The following is a 16,235-nucleotide window of genomic DNA, read 5'->3' as shown; positions in this document are numbered from 1 at the left end:
GGCCGGGTGAAAAAATCTGGAGTTTGAAGCCGGTCACAAAGTAAAAGCTTAGAACCAAAAAGCATAGAGACTTATTAACTTTCGCATTTGACAATAATTATCATTACGAATAGTTTGTCGCACGTCGTAGGAAGCCTCCGAAACTGGAGCGCTCCACTTCCCTCTTAGAGATAAGGTGATTTCCATGGCGGAACAACTATCCACAAGTAAGTGCGATTCACCGTTACTCCAGGCGTTTGTCGACAACCGCAGCATCCTCGTGAAGATTGCCGCGCGCATTACCGGCTGTCGCTCCCGGGCCGAAGACGTGGTCCAGGATGCCTTCTTCCGGCTCAGCGCAGCGCCGCAGATCACCTCCTCGTTCAAGGCCCAGCTCAGCTACCTGTTCCAGATCGTGCGCAACCTGGCCATCGACCACTACCGCAAGCAGGCCATGGAGCTCAAATACTCCGGCAGCGAAGAGGAAGGCCTGAACGTCGTTATCCAGGGGGCTTCGCCAGAAGCCACGCATATCAACTTCGCCACCCTGGAACACATTGCCGAGGCGCTCAACGACCTGCCCCAGCGCACCCGCTACGCCTTCGAAATGTACCGCCTGCACGGCGTGCCACAAAAAGACATCGCCAAGGAACTGGGCGTCTCGCCGACCTTGGTCAACTTCATGATTCGCGATGCCCTGGTACATTGTCGGAAAGTCTCAAGCCAGAGGGCTTGAGAGCGACAAGCTGCAAGCTTCAAGCGGCAAGTGGGTGGTAATGCCGCTTGCCGCGCTTGAGGGTCAAAGCAACCTGCAACCTTCGAAGAACCGCTCCCGCCCCAGAATCATCAATGCCGCACGCTTGTGCGGAAAGTCGAACTCCTTCTCGCAATGAAAACACTGCTCGTGCATGTAGCCGATCATCTTGCCGTTGTCGGCACGTGGCTCGGCCACGACTCGCTGGGTGCGCGGATCGTCCAGGAACAGGTAGTGGACCAGCGCTGACAACCAGCTGGCGACCTTGTGCGGGCCACGATGCTGCTCTTCTCCCACCAGCATGTGGATGCCGCGATCGTAGTCGTCCACCGCATAGAATGGCGCGATGCGGTCTTCCTTGGCCCAGTAGGCTTCGAAGTAGGCGAACGGCTGGTCGTCTAAGCTACCGATCAGGGTCAGGCTGTGCGGATCGGCTTCGAGCTTGCTCAGGTAGTCACGGTGCTGTTCGAGGCTGCCGCCCTCCTGCCAGAAATTGAGCACCCGCGGGTTGTTCTGCCAGCGGTTGAAACGCTCCAGGTCCTGATCGATTTCCAGGGTACGTAACGAGATCCAGGCGCCGAGCCGGGCATCGAAGCGCCGATACACTTCGCCACGCGGTTTTGGTGCGCGGCGGGGATGGCGCTTGCCGTCACTGAGCTGCATCTGCTGCGGGTACACGCCTGCGAAGGGCTGGCCGAGCCAGGGTTGTGGCAATTGCCAGAACAGGCTGCGTTCGCACAGGTACTGGCCTGGGCTCGGTGTGCTGACCAGCAAGCCGCTGTTCAGGGCGTCCTGCGGCGCTTCATGCAGCTGCCAGGTCAGGCGCTGACAACCAGGGTCGCGTGCAAACAACCAGTAACAGACAGCCCACAGGGCTTGCTGCGCGCGGTCGCGCGCGTAGTCTTCAAGCTGCACCTGCAAGGTCTCGCCCCGCTGCAGGCGCACCCGCACCAACGGGCTGCCTTCAAGCACCAGGCTCAGGTGGCAATCACCTTCATCGGCGCTGAGGCTGCGCCAGCGCGGCAAGGACAAAGTCGGCGAAGCGGAATCGAATGGCATGATCGTGGCTCACGGAAGGAATGATCGGCTCACCCTTGTGAACGTAGCCTGTGCAGGCAAATTTAGTCGCCTTTGGGCGTGCTGACGCTGATGCGATAGGGCTGGAAGATTTTCAGCATCGCGCCGTTGTCGCGCAGCGACTGCAACAACCTGGCAAACGCCGGCGCGCTGATCGGCGCACCCGGACGCAGCAGTGCGTAGTGATGGTAGACCTGGTCGACCCGGTCGGAGGCCAATAGCTGGTCGGCGCTTTGCGGGTTACGTACGAGAAAATCGCTCAGGTAAGAACGGGTCACCAGGGCGATATCGGCGCGGCCACGCTGAACCATCAGCAGGTTGCTGTCATGGGAATAGGTCAGGGTCGCGTTGTAGGTGTCGGCCAGGTACTTGGGGTCGGGATTGAAACTGGCGAAGGCGTAGTGATAGCCGCTGTACAACGCCAGGCGCTTGCCCTTGAGGTCGTTGAAGTAGTGCTGATCGCGGCCGGACTGGCGATGGGTGACGAAGACTTCGGCGTCTTCCAGGCCCATGTCGACACTTTCATGGGGGATCTGCTGCCAGCCCCATTCGGGGTTCTCGAAGATCGCCATGTCGGTGCGCCCCTGCTGGAAGTCGCCAAAACGACGCGGGATCGAGGTCGGCACAAGGACGAAGCGATAACGTTGCTGGGTGTTGTTGAGCGCCTCGATCAATTGCGGCAACAGGCCGGTATCGGCGCCCTGCTCGGGCCGTACGGTATAGGGTGGAAAATGCGCTGCGCCGACCTTGACCTCGATTTCCTCTGCTGCCCAGGCTGAGGGCGACAGCCAGGTCGCGGCAAGCATGAACAGCAAGGGCACGGCCTGTGGCATGGGCGTCGAACTCAAAGCAACACACTCTTTGCGGATTTGAACCGGAATCCGCCTAAGCTAGGCGTTTTCCGGGCGTTGCACAACTGTCGGTTATGCCAAGCGCAGCAGGCAAAACGCCAGGGGATACCCGCCGCGCCCGAGTTTGGCTACGCTCTATCGAGTCTTGTATGGGAGCCTACTATGGGCCATTGGCTGGTGATCGACCTTGAAGCAACCACAGACGATGGCGGCTGGCCGGTCACGGATATGGAAATCATCGAAATCGGCGCGACCCTGGTGGATCGCCAGGGCCGTGAAGTCGGGCATTTCCAGCGTTTCGTGCGCCCGCGCCGGCGTCCGCAACTGACGCCGTTCTGCCGTGAACTGACGCACATCAGCCAGGCCAACGTCGACACTGCGGCCACCTTCACCGAGGTCTGGGCGCAGTTCGAGCGCTGGCTCGGCCATCATGCCAAGCACCTGCAAGGCTGGGTCAGCTGGGGCGACTACGACCGCAAGCAACTGCTGCAGGAGTGGCAGCAGTACCAGCTCGCCAGCCTGCTGCAGACCCTGCCGCACATCAACCTCAAGCAACGCTTCGCCAAGGCCCGCCAGTTGCAGCGCCCGCTGGGCCTCAATGGCGCGTTGCAACTGGCCGGCCTGCAGTTCAGCGGACAGCAGCACCGCGCCCTGGAAGACGCGCGCAACACTGCCCGCCTGCTGCCCCTGACCCTGCCGGCCAATGGCACCTGAAAGCGGATGACGACGCTGCGGGCCTTGGGCATACTGGCCTGCCTTTTTAGCCCCTGTTCAGGAGTCGCCCATGTTTAAAGTCAACGAGTACTTTGATGGCACGGTCAAGTCGATCGCCTTCGGCACCGCTGAAGGTCCGGCCACGGTTGGCGTAATGGCCCCGGGCGAATACGAGTTCGGCACTGCCCAGCGCGAAATCATGCACGTGGTCTCGGGCGCGTTGACGGTCAAACTGCCAGACAGCGACAACTGGGAAACTTTCAGCGCCGGCAGCCAGTTCAATGTCCCGGCCAACAGCAAGTTCCAGCTCAAGGTAGCGGTTGATACGGCTTACCTGTGCGAGTATCGCGGTTAAGCCGCTGTAGGAGCGGGCTTGCCCCGCGATCAGCGAGTGGCCACACCGCCGTAATCGCGGACAAGCCCGCTCCTACCATCAGTGCAAAAAACCTGTGATCCTCTGCGCCGCCGTCGCCAGATGATCGGCATGGCTGAACCCCGAAGCCTTCAGCGGCTTCAGGTCATGATCCCCCGCCTGCAGCCAGCACAGCTCGATCGCTGACGACAGCGCATAACCTTCTACCGTCTGCCGGTTGCCCAGGGCATCGCGCTCGCCCTGAACAATCAGGGTCGGTGTCTGCAATCCGGCCAAATGCGCCACCCGTGGTTTTTCCGGCTTGCCCGCGGCATAGAACGGATAGCCCAGGCACACCAGCGCATCAGCCCCCAACTCATCGGCCACGAGACTGGCCATGCGCCCGCCCATGGACTTGCCACCGATCGCCAGCGTCCCAGTGACCAATGGTCGCACCTGGCTGTACACCTCACGCCAGCATTCGAGCAGTTTGGCCTGGGGATTTGGCGGCCTTTTGCCACCATCGATGCGTCGCTGGGCCATGTAGGGGAACTCGAAGCGCAGCACCCCCAGGCCTTGCTCCGCCAGCCTTTGCGCGATTTCCTCCATGAACACGCTGTCCATCGGCGCACCCGCGCCATGGGCCAGGATCAGGCACCCCAAATGCTGGCCATCCCCCTGATTTTGCGGGGCATTCCACAGCCAGCCGCGGCTTTTGACCAGCCGCGCCCATTGATCCCCGTCAATACCGGCCAGTTGCCCATTACTCATGCTTGCCTCGCTGTTTAGTCTGCCTATAACCGTGGATGGGAACCCATACATGAACACAACCAGCAGTACCGCCTACAACTACAAGGTGGTCCGCCAATTCGCCATTATGACGGTGGTGTGGGGAATCGTCGGGATGGGGCTCGGCGTTTTTCTCGCCGCGCAACTCGTCTGGCCTTCGCTCAACTTCGACCTCCCCTGGACCAGCTTCGGCCGCCTGCGACCCTTGCACACCAACGCGGTGATCTTCGCCTTCGGTGGTTGCGCACTGTTCGCCGCTTCCTACTACTCGGTCCAGCGTACCTGCCAGACCACCCTGTTCTCGCCACGCCTGGCGGCTTTCACCTTCTGGGCCTGGCAATTGGTGATCCTGCTGGCTGCCATCAGCCTGCCGCTGGGTTATACCAGCTCCAAGGAGTACGCCGAACTGGAATGGCCGATCGACATCCTGATTACCATTGTCTGGGTGGCCTACGCCGTGGTGTTCTTCGGCACCCTGATGAAGCGCACCACCAAGCACATTTATGTGGGTAACTGGTTCTTCGGTGCGTTCATCATCACCGTGGCAATTCTGCACATCGTCAACAACCTGGAAATTCCGGTCAGCCTGACCAAGTCCTACTCGCTGTACGGTGGCGCCACCGACGCCATGGTCCAGTGGTGGTACGGCCACAACGCCGTAGGCTTCTTCCTGACCGCAGGCTTCCTGGGCATGATGTATTACTTCGTGCCGAAACAGGCCGAGCGTCCGGTGTATTCCTATCGCCTGTCGATCGTGCACTTCTGGGCGCTGATCACCCTGTACATCTGGGCCGGCCCACACCACCTGCACTACACCGCCCTGCCCGACTGGGCGCAGTCGCTGGGCATGATCATGTCGCTGATCCTCCTGGCGCCAAGCTGGGGCGGCATGATCAACGGCATGATGACCCTCTCGGGTGCCTGGCATAAGCTGCGCAGCGACCCGATCCTGCGTTTCCTCGTGGTATCGCTGGCGTTCTACGGCATGTCGACCTTCGAAGGCCCGATGATGGCGATCAAGACCGTCAACGCCCTGTCGCACTACACCGACTGGACCATCGGCCACGTACACGCCGGCGCCCTTGGCTGGGTTGCGATGATCTCGATCGGCGCCCTGTACCACATGATCCCGAAAGTGTTTGGCCGCGAGCAGATGTACAGCCTTGGCCTGATCAACGCGCACTTCTGGCTGGCGACCATCGGCACCGTGCTCTACATCGCCTCGATGTGGGTCAACGGCATCGCCCAGGGCCTGATGTGGCGCGCAGTCAACGAAGACGGCACGCTGACCTACTCCTTCGTCGAAACCCTGGTGGCCAGCCACCCAGGCTTCATCGTGCGCTTCGTCGGCGGGGCGATCTTCCTCACCGGCATGTTGCTGATGGCCTACAACACCTGGCGCACCGTACGTGCCCCGGTGGCCGCGACCGCCCCTGCCGCTGCGCAGCTGGCCTGAGGAGACCCTGATGAAACACGAAGTAATCGAGAAGAACGTCTTCCTGCTGGTGCTGTTGATGGTGTTTGCCGTCAGCATCGGCGGCCTGACCCAGATCGTTCCGCTGTTCTTCCAGGACGTCACCAACAAGCCGGTGGAAGGCATGAAGCCCTACACCGCGCTGCAACTGGAAGGCCGCGACATCTACATCCGTGAAGGCTGCGTGCAGTGCCACTCGCAGATGATCCGTCCGTTCCGCGCCGAAACCGAACGCTACGGCCACTACTCGGTCGCCGGTGAAAGCGTCTGGGACCACCCGTTCCTCTGGGGTTCCAAGCGCACCGGCCCGGACCTGGCCCGCGTCGGTGGCCGCTACTCCGACGACTGGCACCGTGCGCACCTGTACAACCCGCGCAACGTCGTGCCCGAGTCGAAGATGCCGGCCTACCCATGGCTGGTCGCCAACCCGGTCGACAGCAGCCACACCGAGACCAAGTTGAGCACCATGCGCACCCTCGGCGTGCCGTACACCGATGCCGACATCAGCGGCGCGGTGGAATCGCTCAAGGGCAAGACCGAAATGGACGCGCTGGTTGCCTACCTGCAGGTGCTCGGCACCGCGATCAAGAACAAGAGGTAAGGGCCATGGACTTCACACTGGATATCGGCCAATTGCGCGGCCTGGGCACCCTGCTGGTGGCCATCGCCTTCATTGGCCTGTCGCTGTGGGTGTTCAACGGCCGGCGTGACCGTGAATTCGCCGAAGCCAGCCTGCTGCCGTTTGCCGACGACCGCCTGGCACCTGCCGCCAACGAACCCGAACCGAGGAGTAACGGGCAATGACCACCTTCTGGAGTACGTACATCTGCGTACTGACCATCGGTAGCCTGATCGGCCTGACCTGGCTGCTGCTGGGCACCCGCAAGGGCGAAACCAAAGGCACCACCGACCAGACCATGGGCCACAGCTTCGACGGCATCGAGGAGTACGACAACCCGCTGCCCAAGTGGTGGTTCTGGCTGTTCGTCGCCACCCTGGTGTTTTCGGTCGGCTACCTGATCCTCTATCCAGGCCTGGGCAACTGGAAAGGCATCCTGCCGGGCTATGAGGACGGCTGGACGCAGACCAACGAATGGCAAAAGGAAATGAACAAGGCCGACGCCAAGTTCGGACCGATCTTCGCCAAGTTCGCCGCCATGCCGGTGGAAGAAGTGGCCAAGGATCCGCAGGCGCTGAAAATGGGCGGCCGTCTGTTCGCCTCCAACTGCGCTGTTTGCCACGGTTCCGACGCCAAGGGTGCCTACGGCTTCCCTAACCTCACCGACAAGGACTGGCGCTGGGGTGGCGAGCCGGAAACCATCAAGGCCTCCATCATGGGCGGCCGTCACGGGGTAATGCCGGCCTGGGCCGACGTGATTGGCGAACAAGGCGTTGCCGACGTTGCCGCCTTCGTGCTGACCAACCTCGATGGCCGCAGCCTGCCGCAGGAAGCCAAGGCGGATCCGGCCAACGGCGAGAAGCTGTTTGCCGCCAACTGCGTGGCCTGCCACGGCCCTGAAGGCAAAGGCACCCCGGCCATGGGCGCACCGGACCTGACCCACCCGACCGCGTTCATCTACGGCTCAAGCTTCGCCCAACTGCAGCAGACCATCCGCTACGGCCGCCAGGGCCAGATGCCTGCCCAGGAAGCGATCCAGGGCAACGACAAGGTCCACTTGCTGGCCGCCTATGTCTACAGCCTGTCCCAGGAGCAACCTGCACAAAGCGAAAGCCTCTCTGCCAAGTAAAACGATTGAGTAACTGAGCCTTGACTCAAACCGCCGCATCGGCACCCGATGCGGCGGTTCCCTTCGCCCCTTGCGACCAAGTGTCGCACCCCGCCCTGCCCCCGCCTTGCACCCCCCTCGATCACAACTAAGCTTGTTGCCACAGCGACTGAAACAGCCGGTGTGTTTGCACCTTTTTGGGGCATTTTTCGCCAGCGGTTCTGCGCAAAGGCTGATGGGGCCGACTCAAGCGCCGATCGGCGAGTGATGAACGGTACTGCGCACGCGCTCATCGAAAGCCTTTGCCATAGACGAAAAATCAAATTTTGGTACACATATCAGATAATTAATTGTGTACAATTTGCCCACCACAAAGGCTCGAAACCGCCGTGGAACAGGCTTTGGCAAGGATCGGCGCGGGCGCCATCGCGTTGCAATAACCACACGGTTTATACATACTTGCGCCGATTTTTACCCTATAAAAACACCCAAACCGTGGAACCTTAGAATGAGCACAGCAATCAGTCCGACTGCTTATAACTATAAGGTCGTCCGCCAGTTCGCCATCATGACGGTGGTCTGGGGGATCCTTGGCATGGGGCTTGGTGTCTTCATCGCCTCGCAACTGGTCTGGCCCCAGCTGAACCTGGACCTGCCGTGGACGAGCTTCGGACGCCTTCGCCCATTGCACACCAACCTGGTGATCTTCGCCTTCGGTGGTTGTGCACTGTTTGCCACTTCCTACTATGTCGTGCAGCGAACCTGCCAGACGCGACTGATTTCCGACAGCCTCGCGGCCTTCACCTTCTGGGGTTGGCAAGCGGTCATCGTCGGTGCGCTCATTACCTTGCCGCTGGGCTACACCACGACCAAGGAATACGCCGAGCTGGAATGGCCGATCGCCATTTTGCTGGCCATTGTCTGGGTCACCTACGGCGTGGTGTTCTTCGGCACCATCGTCAAGCGCAAGACCAAGCACATCTATGTCGGTAACTGGTTCTACGGCGCCTTCATCGTGGTTACCGCGATGCTGCACATCGTCAACCACGCCTCGTTGCCGGTCAGCCTGTTCAAGTCCTACTCGGCGTATTCGGGTGCCACCGATGCGATGATCCAGTGGTGGTACGGCCACAACGCCGTAGGTTTCTTCCTGACCACGGGCTTTCTCGGCATGATGTACTACTTCGTGCCGAAACAGGCCGAGCGCCCGATCTACTCCTATCGCCTGTCGATCGTGCACTTCTGGGCGCTGATCACCCTGTACATCTGGGCAGGTCCCCACCACCTGCACTACACCGCCCTGCCGGACTGGGCGCAGTCGCTGGGCATGGCCATGTCGATCATCCTCCTGGCGCCAAGCTGGGGCGGCATGATCAACGGCATGATGACCCTCTCGGGCGCCTGGCATAAGCTGCGTACCGACCCGATCCTGCGCTTCCTCGTGGTTTCGCTGGCGTTCTACGGCATGTCGACCTTCGAAGGTCCGATGATGGCGATCAAGACCGTCAACTCGCTGTCGCACTACACCGACTGGACCGTTGGCCACGTACACGCCGGCGCCCTCGGCTGGGTCGCGATGATCTCGATCGGCGCCCTGTACCACATGATTCCGAAGGTCTACGGCCGCGAGCAGATGCACAGCACCGGCCTGATCAATGCGCACTTCTGGCTGGCGACCATCGGTACCGTACTGTACATCTCCTCGATGTGGGTCAACGGCATCACCCAGGGCCTGATGTGGCGTGCAATCAACGATGACGGCACCCTCACCTACTCCTTCGTCGAAGCCCTGCAGGCCAGCCATCCGGGCTTTATCGTCCGTGCCCTGGGCGGTGCGTTCTTCGCCTCAGGCATGCTGCTGATGGCGTATAACGTTTTCCGTACCGTGCGCGCCTCGAAGCCGGCCGAAGCTGAAGCCGCCGCTCAGATCGCTGTAGTTGGAGCTCACTGATGAAGCATGAAGTAGTCGAGAAGAATATCGGCCTGCTGGCCTTCTTCATGGTCATCGCCGTGAGCATCGGCGGCCTGACCCAGATCGTCCCGCTGTTCTTCCAGGACGTCACCAACAAGCCGGTCGAGGGTATGAAGCCGCGTACCGCGCTTGAGCTCGAAGGCCGCGACATCTATATCCGCGAAGGCTGCGTGCAGTGCCACTCGCAGATGATCCGGCCGTTCCGTGCCGAAACCGAACGCTATGGCCACTACTCGGTCGCCGGTGAAAGCGTCTGGGACCACCCATTCCTCTGGGGTTCCAAGCGTACCGGCCCGGACCTGGCCCGCGTCGGCGGTCGTTACTCCGACGACTGGCACCGTGCTCACCTGTACAACCCGCGCAACGTCGTGCCCGAGTCGAAGATGCCGGCCTACCCATGGTTGGTGGAGAACAAGCTCGATGGCAAGGACACGGTGAAGAAGATGGAAGTCCTGCGCACCCTCGGCACGCCGTACACCGATGAAGACATCGCCGGTGCCCGCGACGCGGTCAAGGGCAAGACCGAAATGGACGCCCTGGTTGCCTACCTGCAAGGCCTGGGCACCATCATCAAAAGCAAACGGTGACATTGATGGATATCGGGATGATTCGTGGCCTGGGCACCGTCGTGGTGATGGTGGCCTTTATCGGCCTGGCGTTGTGGGTGTTCAGTTCTCGGCGCAAGTCCGAGTTCGACGAAGCGACCATGCTGCCCTTCGCGGATGATCCCGAAGCCAGCAAGCACGTCGAGCAAGCGCAAGCGAAAGCGTCTAGGAGTAACAACGAATGACTACCTTCTGGAGTCTGTACGTCACCGTTTTGAGTCTGGGCACCATCTTCGCCCTGACCTGGCTGCTGCTGTCCACCCGCAAGGGCCAGCGCAGCGAAACCACTGAAGAAACCGTGGGCCACGCCTACGACGGCATCGAGGAGTACGACAACCCGCTGCCAAAATGGTGGTTCATGCTGTTCGTCGGCACCATCGTTTTCGCCCTCGGCTACTTGGTGCTGTACCCGGGCCTGGGTAACTGGAAAGGCATCCTGCCGGGCTACCAGTACCTGGACAACGACAAGAAAACCGAGTTTGCCAACGGCCAGGCCGGCTGGACCGGCGTGCACGAGTGGGAAAAGGAAATGGCCCGCTCGGACGCCAAGTTCGGGCCGATCTTCGCCAAATTCGCGTCGATGCCTATTGAAGAAGTGGCCAAGGACCCACAAGCGCTGAAGATGGGCGGGCGCCTGTTCGCCTCCAACTGCGCGGTGTGCCATGGCTCCGACGCCAAGGGCTCCTACGGCTTCCCCAACCTCACCGACAACGACTGGCGTTGGGGCGGCGAACCGGAAACCATCAAGGCCACCATCATGGGCGGTCGTCACGGGGTGATGCCGGCCTGGGCCGAAGTCATCGGCGAACAAGGTGTTGCCGACGTTGCTGCCTACGTGCTGACCAACCTCGATGGCCGCACCCTGCCCAAGGATGCCAAGGCGGATCCGGCCAACGGCCAGAAGCTGTTTGCCGCCAACTGCGTGGCCTGCCACGGCCCTGAAGGCAAGGGCACCCCGGCCATGGGCGCGCCCAACCTGACCCACCCGACCGCGTTCATCTACGGTTCGAGCTTCGCCCAACTGCAGCAGACCATCCGTTACGGCCGCCAGGGCCAGATGCCTGCCCAGGAAGCAATCCAGGGCAACGACAAGGTCCACCTGCTGGCCGCCTATGTCTACAGCCTGTCGCACCAGCCTGAGAAAACCGCTGAAGCGCAGTAATTCGCCCAGCTGGCAAAAGCCCCGTCAGTGAAACTGCCGGGGCTTTTTTATAGACCCTGCCCCGACCCATGACCTGTGTCAATTGACACAGGCCAATACACTATTAACCGCGATTCCCCAACGCGGCCAAAGGTCGCACCCCTCCCCCCTGGCGGCAGGACAGGCGTATCATGCGCCCTAGAGCAGCAAGCTTTCGACTGCGGCCGGCAGGTACTGGCCGCGGCACTTCTCCACTGCCGTGGGACTCAATGATGAGCAAGCAGATTCCGGTACATGACGTCACCCCGCCTGCCAGTAAAGACACCAGCAGCGTCGATCTCTACGCCTCCCGAGAAAAAATCTACACCCGCGCTTTCACCGGCGTGTTCCGCAACTTGCGCATGGTCGGCGGCGCCGTCCTGTTCCTGCTGTACTTTGGTACGGTATGGCTGAACTGGGGTGGCCACCAGGCCGTCTGGTGGAACCTGCCGGAGCGCAAGTTCTACATTTTCGGCACCACCATCTGGCCTCAGGACTTCATCCTGCTCTCGGGCCTGCTGATCGTCGCCGCCTTCGGCCTGTTCTTCATCACCGTTTACGCCGGCCGCGTCTGGTGCGGCTACACCTGCCCGCAAAGCGTGTGGACCTGGATCTTCATGTGGTGCGAGAAAGTCACCGAAGGTGACCGCAACCAGCGCATGAAGCTCGACAAGGCGCCAATGAGCGGCAACAAATTCCTGCGCAAGCTGGCCAAGCACAGCCTGTGGCTGAGCATCGGCTTTGTCACCGGCATGACTTTCGTCGGCTACTTCTCGCCGATCCGCGAGCTGGTGATTGAGTTCTTTACCGGCCAGGCCGACGGCTGGGCCTATTTCTGGGTCGGCTTCTTCACCCTGGCCACCTACGGCAACGCCGGCTGGCTGCGCGAGCAAGTGTGCGTGTACATGTGCCCGTATGCACGCTTCCAGAGCGTGATGTTCGACAAAGACACCCTGATCGTTTCCTACGACCCGCGCCGCGGCGAAACCCGTGGCCCGCGTAAAAAAGACCTGGACTACAAGGCCAAGGGCCTGGGCGACTGCATCGACTGCACCATGTGTGTACAGGTGTGCCCGACCGGCATCGACATCCGTGACGGCCTGCAGATCGAGTGCATCGGCTGCGCCGCCTGCATCGACGCCTGCGACACCATCATGGACAAGATGAACTACCCCAAAGGCCTGATCAGCTACACCACCGAGCACAACCTGTCGGGGCAAAAGACCCACATGGTGCGCCCGCGCCTGATCGGTTATGCCGTGGTGCTGTTGACCATGATCGGCCTGCTCACTACCGCGTTCGTCATGCGTCCGCTGGTCGGTTTCGACGTCAGCAAGGACCGCGTGCTGTACCGCGAGAACGCCCAGGGGCGGATCGAGAACGTCTACAGCCTGAAGGTCATGAACAAGGACCAGCGCGACCACGTCTACGTGCTCGAAGCCGGCGGCCTGCCTGACCTCAAGCTTGAGGGCGCACGGGAAATCCGCGTCGCGGCCGGCGATATCGTCAGCCTGCCGGTACAACTGTCGATGGCGCCGGAGCAACTGCCGTCGACCACCAACGAAGTCATCTTCACCCTCAAGGACGCTGACGACAGCGCCACCCAGGTTGAAGCCAAGAGCCGCTTCATCGGCCCGCAAATTCGATAAGAGACTGAGCCCATGCCTTCTGCAACTGCCGCAAGCCCCTGGTACAAGCACCTCTGGCCGTGGATCATCATCGGTGTATTGGCCACCTCGGTGACCCTCAGCCTGACCATGGTGACCATCGCGGTGAACAACCCGGACAACCTGGTCAACGACAACTACTACGAGGCCGGCAAAGGCATCAACCGCTCGCTGGACCGCGAGCTGCTGGCCCAGACCCTCAACCTCAAGGCCAGCGTGCACCTGGACGCGCTGACCGGTGAAGTCGACCTGCGCCTGACCGGCAACAGCCAGCCGCAAACCCTGGAGCTGAACCTCATTTCGCCGACCCAGCCGGAGAAGGACCGCAAGATCATGCTGACCCGCAGCGACAGCGAAGCCGGCCGCTACCTCGGCCAGCTTGGCGACAAGGTCGAGGGCCGGCGTTTCGTCGAGCTGCTGGGCAGCCAGGACGCGCATGTCTGGCGCCTGTTCGAGGAAGAAGAAGTCGCTCACGACAAGACCCTGGTACTCGGTGACGAGGCGCTGCAAGGGGCTGAACACCTCGAGAAATGAGTCGTTGCTTATCGCGGGTCAAACCCGCTCCCACAGGTGCAATGAATCCCTGTGGGAGCGGGCTTGACCCGCGATAAGCCCAACACCACACCTTGCGACTGATACCATGACCAGCCCCACGCCCTGCTACCACTGCGCCCTGCCCGTGCCCGCCGGCAGCCACTTCACCGCCGTGGTGCTTGGCCAGCCGCGGGCGTTTTGCTGTCCGGGCTGCCAGGCGGTGGCCGAAGCCATCGTCGCCGGCAACCTGGAAAGCTATTACCAGCACCGCAGTGAAGCCAGCGCCAACCCCGATGCCCTGCCCCAGCAACTGGTCGACGAACTGGCCCTGTACGACCGCGCCGATGTGCAAAAGCCCTTCGTGCGCCACAGCGGCGAGCTGGCCGAAACCACCCTGCTGATCGAAGGCATCAGTTGCGCCGCTTGCGGCTGGCTGATCGAAAAGCACCTGCGCAACCTGCCGGCGGTGGCCGAGGCGCGTTTGAACCTGTCCAACCACCGCCTGCAGGTGAGCTGGGCCGACAGTGCGTTGCCGCTGTCCAAGCTGCTCGCCGAGCTGCGCCACATCGGCTACGCCGCCCACCCCTACCAGGCCGACCGCGCCGCCGAACAACTGGCCAGCGAGAACCGCACCGCCCTGCGCCAACTGGGCGTGGCCGGGCTGCTGTGGTTCCAGGCGATGATGGCAACCATGGCCACCTGGCCGGAGTTCAACATCGACCTGAGCCCGGAACTGCACACCATCCTGCGCTGGGTGGCGATGTTCCTAACCACGCCGATCGTATTCTACAGCTGCGCACCGTTCTTTCGCGGCGCCGCCCGCGACCTGCGTACCCGCCACCTGACCATGGACGTCTCGGTATCGCTGGCCATCGGCCTGGCCTACGGTGCCGGGATCTGGACCGCAATCACCGGCAGCGGCGAGCTGTACTTCGACGCCGTGGGCATGTTCGCCCTGTTCCTGCTTGCCGGACGCTACCTTGAGCGCCGCGCCCGCGAGCGCACTGCCGCCGCTACCGCGCAACTGGTCAACCTGCTGCCGGCCTCGTGCCTGCGCCTGGGCGCGGCCGGGCAGAGCGAGCGGATCCTGCTCAGCGAACTGCGCCTCAAAGACTGCGTGTTGATCCAGCCAGGCCACGTGATCCCCGCCGACGGGCGCATCGTCAGTGGCCAGTCGAGCATCGACGAGTCGCTGCTTACCGGCGAGTACCTGCCGCAACCACGCAGCGCTGGCGACGCAGTCACCGCCGGCACCCTCAACGTCGAGAGCGCGCTGACCGTCGAGGTCCAGGCTCTGGGCCAGGACACTCGCCTGTCGGCGATCGTGCGCCTGCTGGAGCGGGCACAGTCGGAAAAACCGCGCCTGGCGGAAATCGCCGACCGCGCCTCGCAGTGGTTCTTGTTGTTTACCCTGATCGCCTCCGCCGCCATCGGCCTGCTGTGGTGGCAGATCGACCCGTCGCGGGCGTTCTGGATCGTCCTGGCCATGCTGGTCGCTACCTGCCCCTGCGCCCTGTCGCTGGCCACCCCGACCGCGCTGACTGCCGCCACCGGCACCCTGCACAAGCTCGGCCTGCTGCTGACCCGCGGCCACGTGCTGGAAGGCCTGAACCAGATCGACACGGTAATCTTCGACAAGACCGGCACCCTCACCGAAGGCCGCCTGACCTTGCGCGCAATCCGCCCCTTGCGCGACACCGACGCCGATCGTTGCCTGATGCTCGCCGCCGCCCTCGAAAACCGCTCCGAGCACCCCATCGCCCGCGCCTTTGGCCGCGCCAGCCAGGCTGCCGACGAAGTTCAGGCAATGCCCGGGCTGGGTCTTGAAGGCAAGGTAGGCGAGCACGTGCTGCGCATCGGCGAAGCCGGCTTTGTCTGCGCCCTCAGCGGCGCCCCCACACCGGCGATGCCAGACGAAGCCGGGCAATGGCTGTTGCTCGGTGACCAGCAAGGCCCGCTGGCCTGGTTCGTCCTCGACGACCGCCTGCGCAGCGATGCCGCCGACCTGCTGGCGGCCTGCCGCGCCCGTGGCTGGCAGACCCTGCTGCTGTCTGGCGACAGCTCGCCGATGGTCCACAGCGTGGCCGCCGAACTGCAGATCGACCAGGCCATTGGCAGCCTGCGCCCGGACGACAAGCTGGAGCAGCTCAAGGCCCTGCAGCAGCAAGGGCGCAAGGTATTGATGCTCGGCGACGGGGTCAACGATGTGCCAATCCTGGCGGCGGCCGACATCAGCATCGCCATGGGCTCGGCCACCGACCTGGCCAAGACCAGCGCCGACGCGGTGCTGCTGTCCAACCGCCTGGACGCCCTGGTCCAGGCCTTCAGCCTGGCCCGGCGCACCCGGCGGATCATTATCGAGAACCTGCTGTGGGCCTCGGCGTATAATGGCGTCATGCTGCCGTTTGCCGCACTGGGCTGGATCACGCCAATCTGGGCGGCGGTCGGCATGTCGGTCAGTTCGCTGATCGTGGTCCTCAATGCCCTGCGCCTGACCCGCGTCAGCGGCCTGCCGGCCAGCCATGCGCCAGCCACTGCCACGCATCCCGCGACGGCCTGA

Annotated in this window: 17 protein-coding genes; 14 read left to right on the top strand and 3 right to left on the bottom strand. The window is 62.4% G+C overall.

Annotated elements, in window-relative coordinates; translation table 11 throughout:
- Positions 1–184: 184 nt before the first annotated feature.
- Positions 185–715 carry an RNA polymerase factor sigma-70 gene (locus LOY34_RS08400; protein ID WP_093385407.1) on the top strand — a complete coding sequence of 177 codons (531 nt, stop codon included), beginning with the start codon at positions 185–187 and terminating at the stop codon, positions 713–715.
- Between the two features lie 63 nt (positions 716–778).
- On the opposite strand, the gene LOY34_RS08395 is transcribed toward LOY34_RS08400, so the two are convergent.
- Positions 779–1,792 (bottom strand): GNAT family N-acetyltransferase, encoded by a 1,014-nt coding sequence (locus tag LOY34_RS08395; RefSeq protein WP_195883412.1) that lies wholly within the window; start codon positions 1,790–1,792, stop codon positions 779–781.
- Positions 1,793–1,854: 62 nt separating this feature from the next.
- Positions 1,855–2,616: an ABC transporter substrate-binding protein gene (locus tag LOY34_RS08390; RefSeq protein ID WP_045200574.1), complete on the bottom strand. Its 762-nt coding sequence runs from the start codon at positions 2,614–2,616 to the stop codon at positions 1,855–1,857.
- Positions 2,617–2,823: 207 nt separating this feature from the next.
- Between LOY34_RS08390 and LOY34_RS08385 the strand changes: the two genes are divergently transcribed.
- On the top strand, positions 2,824–3,375 hold the full coding sequence (locus tag LOY34_RS08385) for an exonuclease domain-containing protein (protein ID WP_195883411.1): 552 nt from the start codon (positions 2,824–2,826) through the stop codon (positions 3,373–3,375).
- A gap of 70 nt (positions 3,376–3,445) precedes the next feature.
- The gene (locus tag LOY34_RS08380) at positions 3,446–3,730 is read left to right on the top strand and encodes a pyrimidine/purine nucleoside phosphorylase (protein WP_010225980.1); all 285 of its coding nucleotides are present in this window, start codon (positions 3,446–3,448) and stop codon (positions 3,728–3,730) included.
- Positions 3,731–3,808: 78 nt separating this feature from the next.
- On the opposite strand, the gene LOY34_RS08375 is transcribed toward LOY34_RS08380, so the two are convergent.
- A complete protein-coding gene (locus LOY34_RS08375) occupies positions 3,809–4,498 on the bottom strand; it encodes an alpha/beta family hydrolase (protein WP_195883410.1) in 690 nt (229 codons plus the stop codon).
- Between the two features lie 49 nt (positions 4,499–4,547).
- Between LOY34_RS08375 and ccoN (LOY34_RS08370) the strand changes: the two genes are divergently transcribed.
- The 11 genes from ccoN (LOY34_RS08370) to LOY34_RS08320 all read left to right on the top strand — a co-directional run bounded on the left by ccoN (LOY34_RS08370) (position 4,548) and on the right by LOY34_RS08320 (position 16,235).
- A complete protein-coding gene (gene ccoN / locus LOY34_RS08370; RefSeq protein ID WP_038996264.1) occupies positions 4,548–5,972 on the top strand; it encodes a cytochrome-c oxidase, cbb3-type subunit I in 1,425 nt (474 codons plus the stop codon).
- A gap of 10 nt (positions 5,973–5,982) precedes the next feature.
- Positions 5,983–6,591 carry a cytochrome-c oxidase, cbb3-type subunit II gene (gene ccoO, locus LOY34_RS08365; protein ID WP_038996265.1) on the top strand — a complete coding sequence of 203 codons (609 nt, stop codon included), beginning with the start codon at positions 5,983–5,985 and terminating at the stop codon, positions 6,589–6,591.
- A gap of 5 nt (positions 6,592–6,596) precedes the next feature.
- The gene (locus LOY34_RS08360; RefSeq protein ID WP_010225988.1) at positions 6,597–6,794 is read left to right on the top strand and encodes a CcoQ/FixQ family Cbb3-type cytochrome c oxidase assembly chaperone; all 198 of its coding nucleotides are present in this window, start codon (positions 6,597–6,599) and stop codon (positions 6,792–6,794) included.
- Positions 6,791–7,738, top strand: a complete 948-nt coding sequence (ccoP, locus tag LOY34_RS08355) for a cytochrome-c oxidase, cbb3-type subunit III (RefSeq protein WP_195883409.1) — start codon at positions 6,791–6,793, stop codon at positions 7,736–7,738. The genes LOY34_RS08360 and ccoP (LOY34_RS08355) overlap by 4 nt, the downstream gene beginning before the upstream one ends.
- Before the next feature lie 487 nt (positions 7,739–8,225).
- A complete protein-coding gene (gene ccoN / locus LOY34_RS08350; protein WP_038993873.1) occupies positions 8,226–9,668 on the top strand; it encodes a cytochrome-c oxidase, cbb3-type subunit I in 1,443 nt (480 codons plus the stop codon).
- Positions 9,668–10,276, top strand: coding sequence for a cytochrome-c oxidase, cbb3-type subunit II (ccoO, locus tag LOY34_RS08345; protein WP_036994387.1), 609 nt, complete (start codon positions 9,668–9,670; stop codon positions 10,274–10,276). Before ccoN (LOY34_RS08350) ends, ccoO (LOY34_RS08345) begins: the two co-directional genes overlap by 1 nt.
- Positions 10,277–10,281: 5 nt before the next feature.
- Entirely contained in the window at positions 10,282–10,479 is a 198-nt protein-coding gene (locus LOY34_RS08340; RefSeq protein ID WP_010225992.1) for a CcoQ/FixQ family Cbb3-type cytochrome c oxidase assembly chaperone, read from the top strand.
- The gene (ccoP, locus tag LOY34_RS08335; protein ID WP_045200473.1) at positions 10,476–11,456 is read left to right on the top strand and encodes a cytochrome-c oxidase, cbb3-type subunit III; all 981 of its coding nucleotides are present in this window, start codon (positions 10,476–10,478) and stop codon (positions 11,454–11,456) included. The genes LOY34_RS08340 and ccoP (LOY34_RS08335) overlap by 4 nt, the downstream gene beginning before the upstream one ends.
- 251 nt (positions 11,457–11,707) lie before the next feature.
- Positions 11,708–13,123, top strand: coding sequence for a cytochrome c oxidase accessory protein CcoG (gene ccoG, locus LOY34_RS08330; RefSeq protein ID WP_045200470.1), 1,416 nt, complete (start codon positions 11,708–11,710; stop codon positions 13,121–13,123).
- Positions 13,124–13,135: 12 nt separating this feature from the next.
- Positions 13,136–13,675, top strand: a complete 540-nt coding sequence (locus tag LOY34_RS08325; RefSeq protein WP_045200468.1) for a FixH family protein — start codon at positions 13,136–13,138, stop codon at positions 13,673–13,675.
- Between the two features lie 106 nt (positions 13,676–13,781).
- Entirely contained in the window at positions 13,782–16,235 is a 2,454-nt protein-coding gene (locus LOY34_RS08320) for a heavy metal translocating P-type ATPase (protein ID WP_093385420.1), read from the top strand.

The organism is Pseudomonas sp. B21-009 (assembly GCF_024749345.1).
GTDB lineage: Bacteria > Pseudomonadota > Gammaproteobacteria > Pseudomonadales > Pseudomonadaceae > Aquipseudomonas.
Note: the sequence above shows the minus strand (reverse complement) of the source record. Positions and strands in the feature narration are given on the sequence as shown.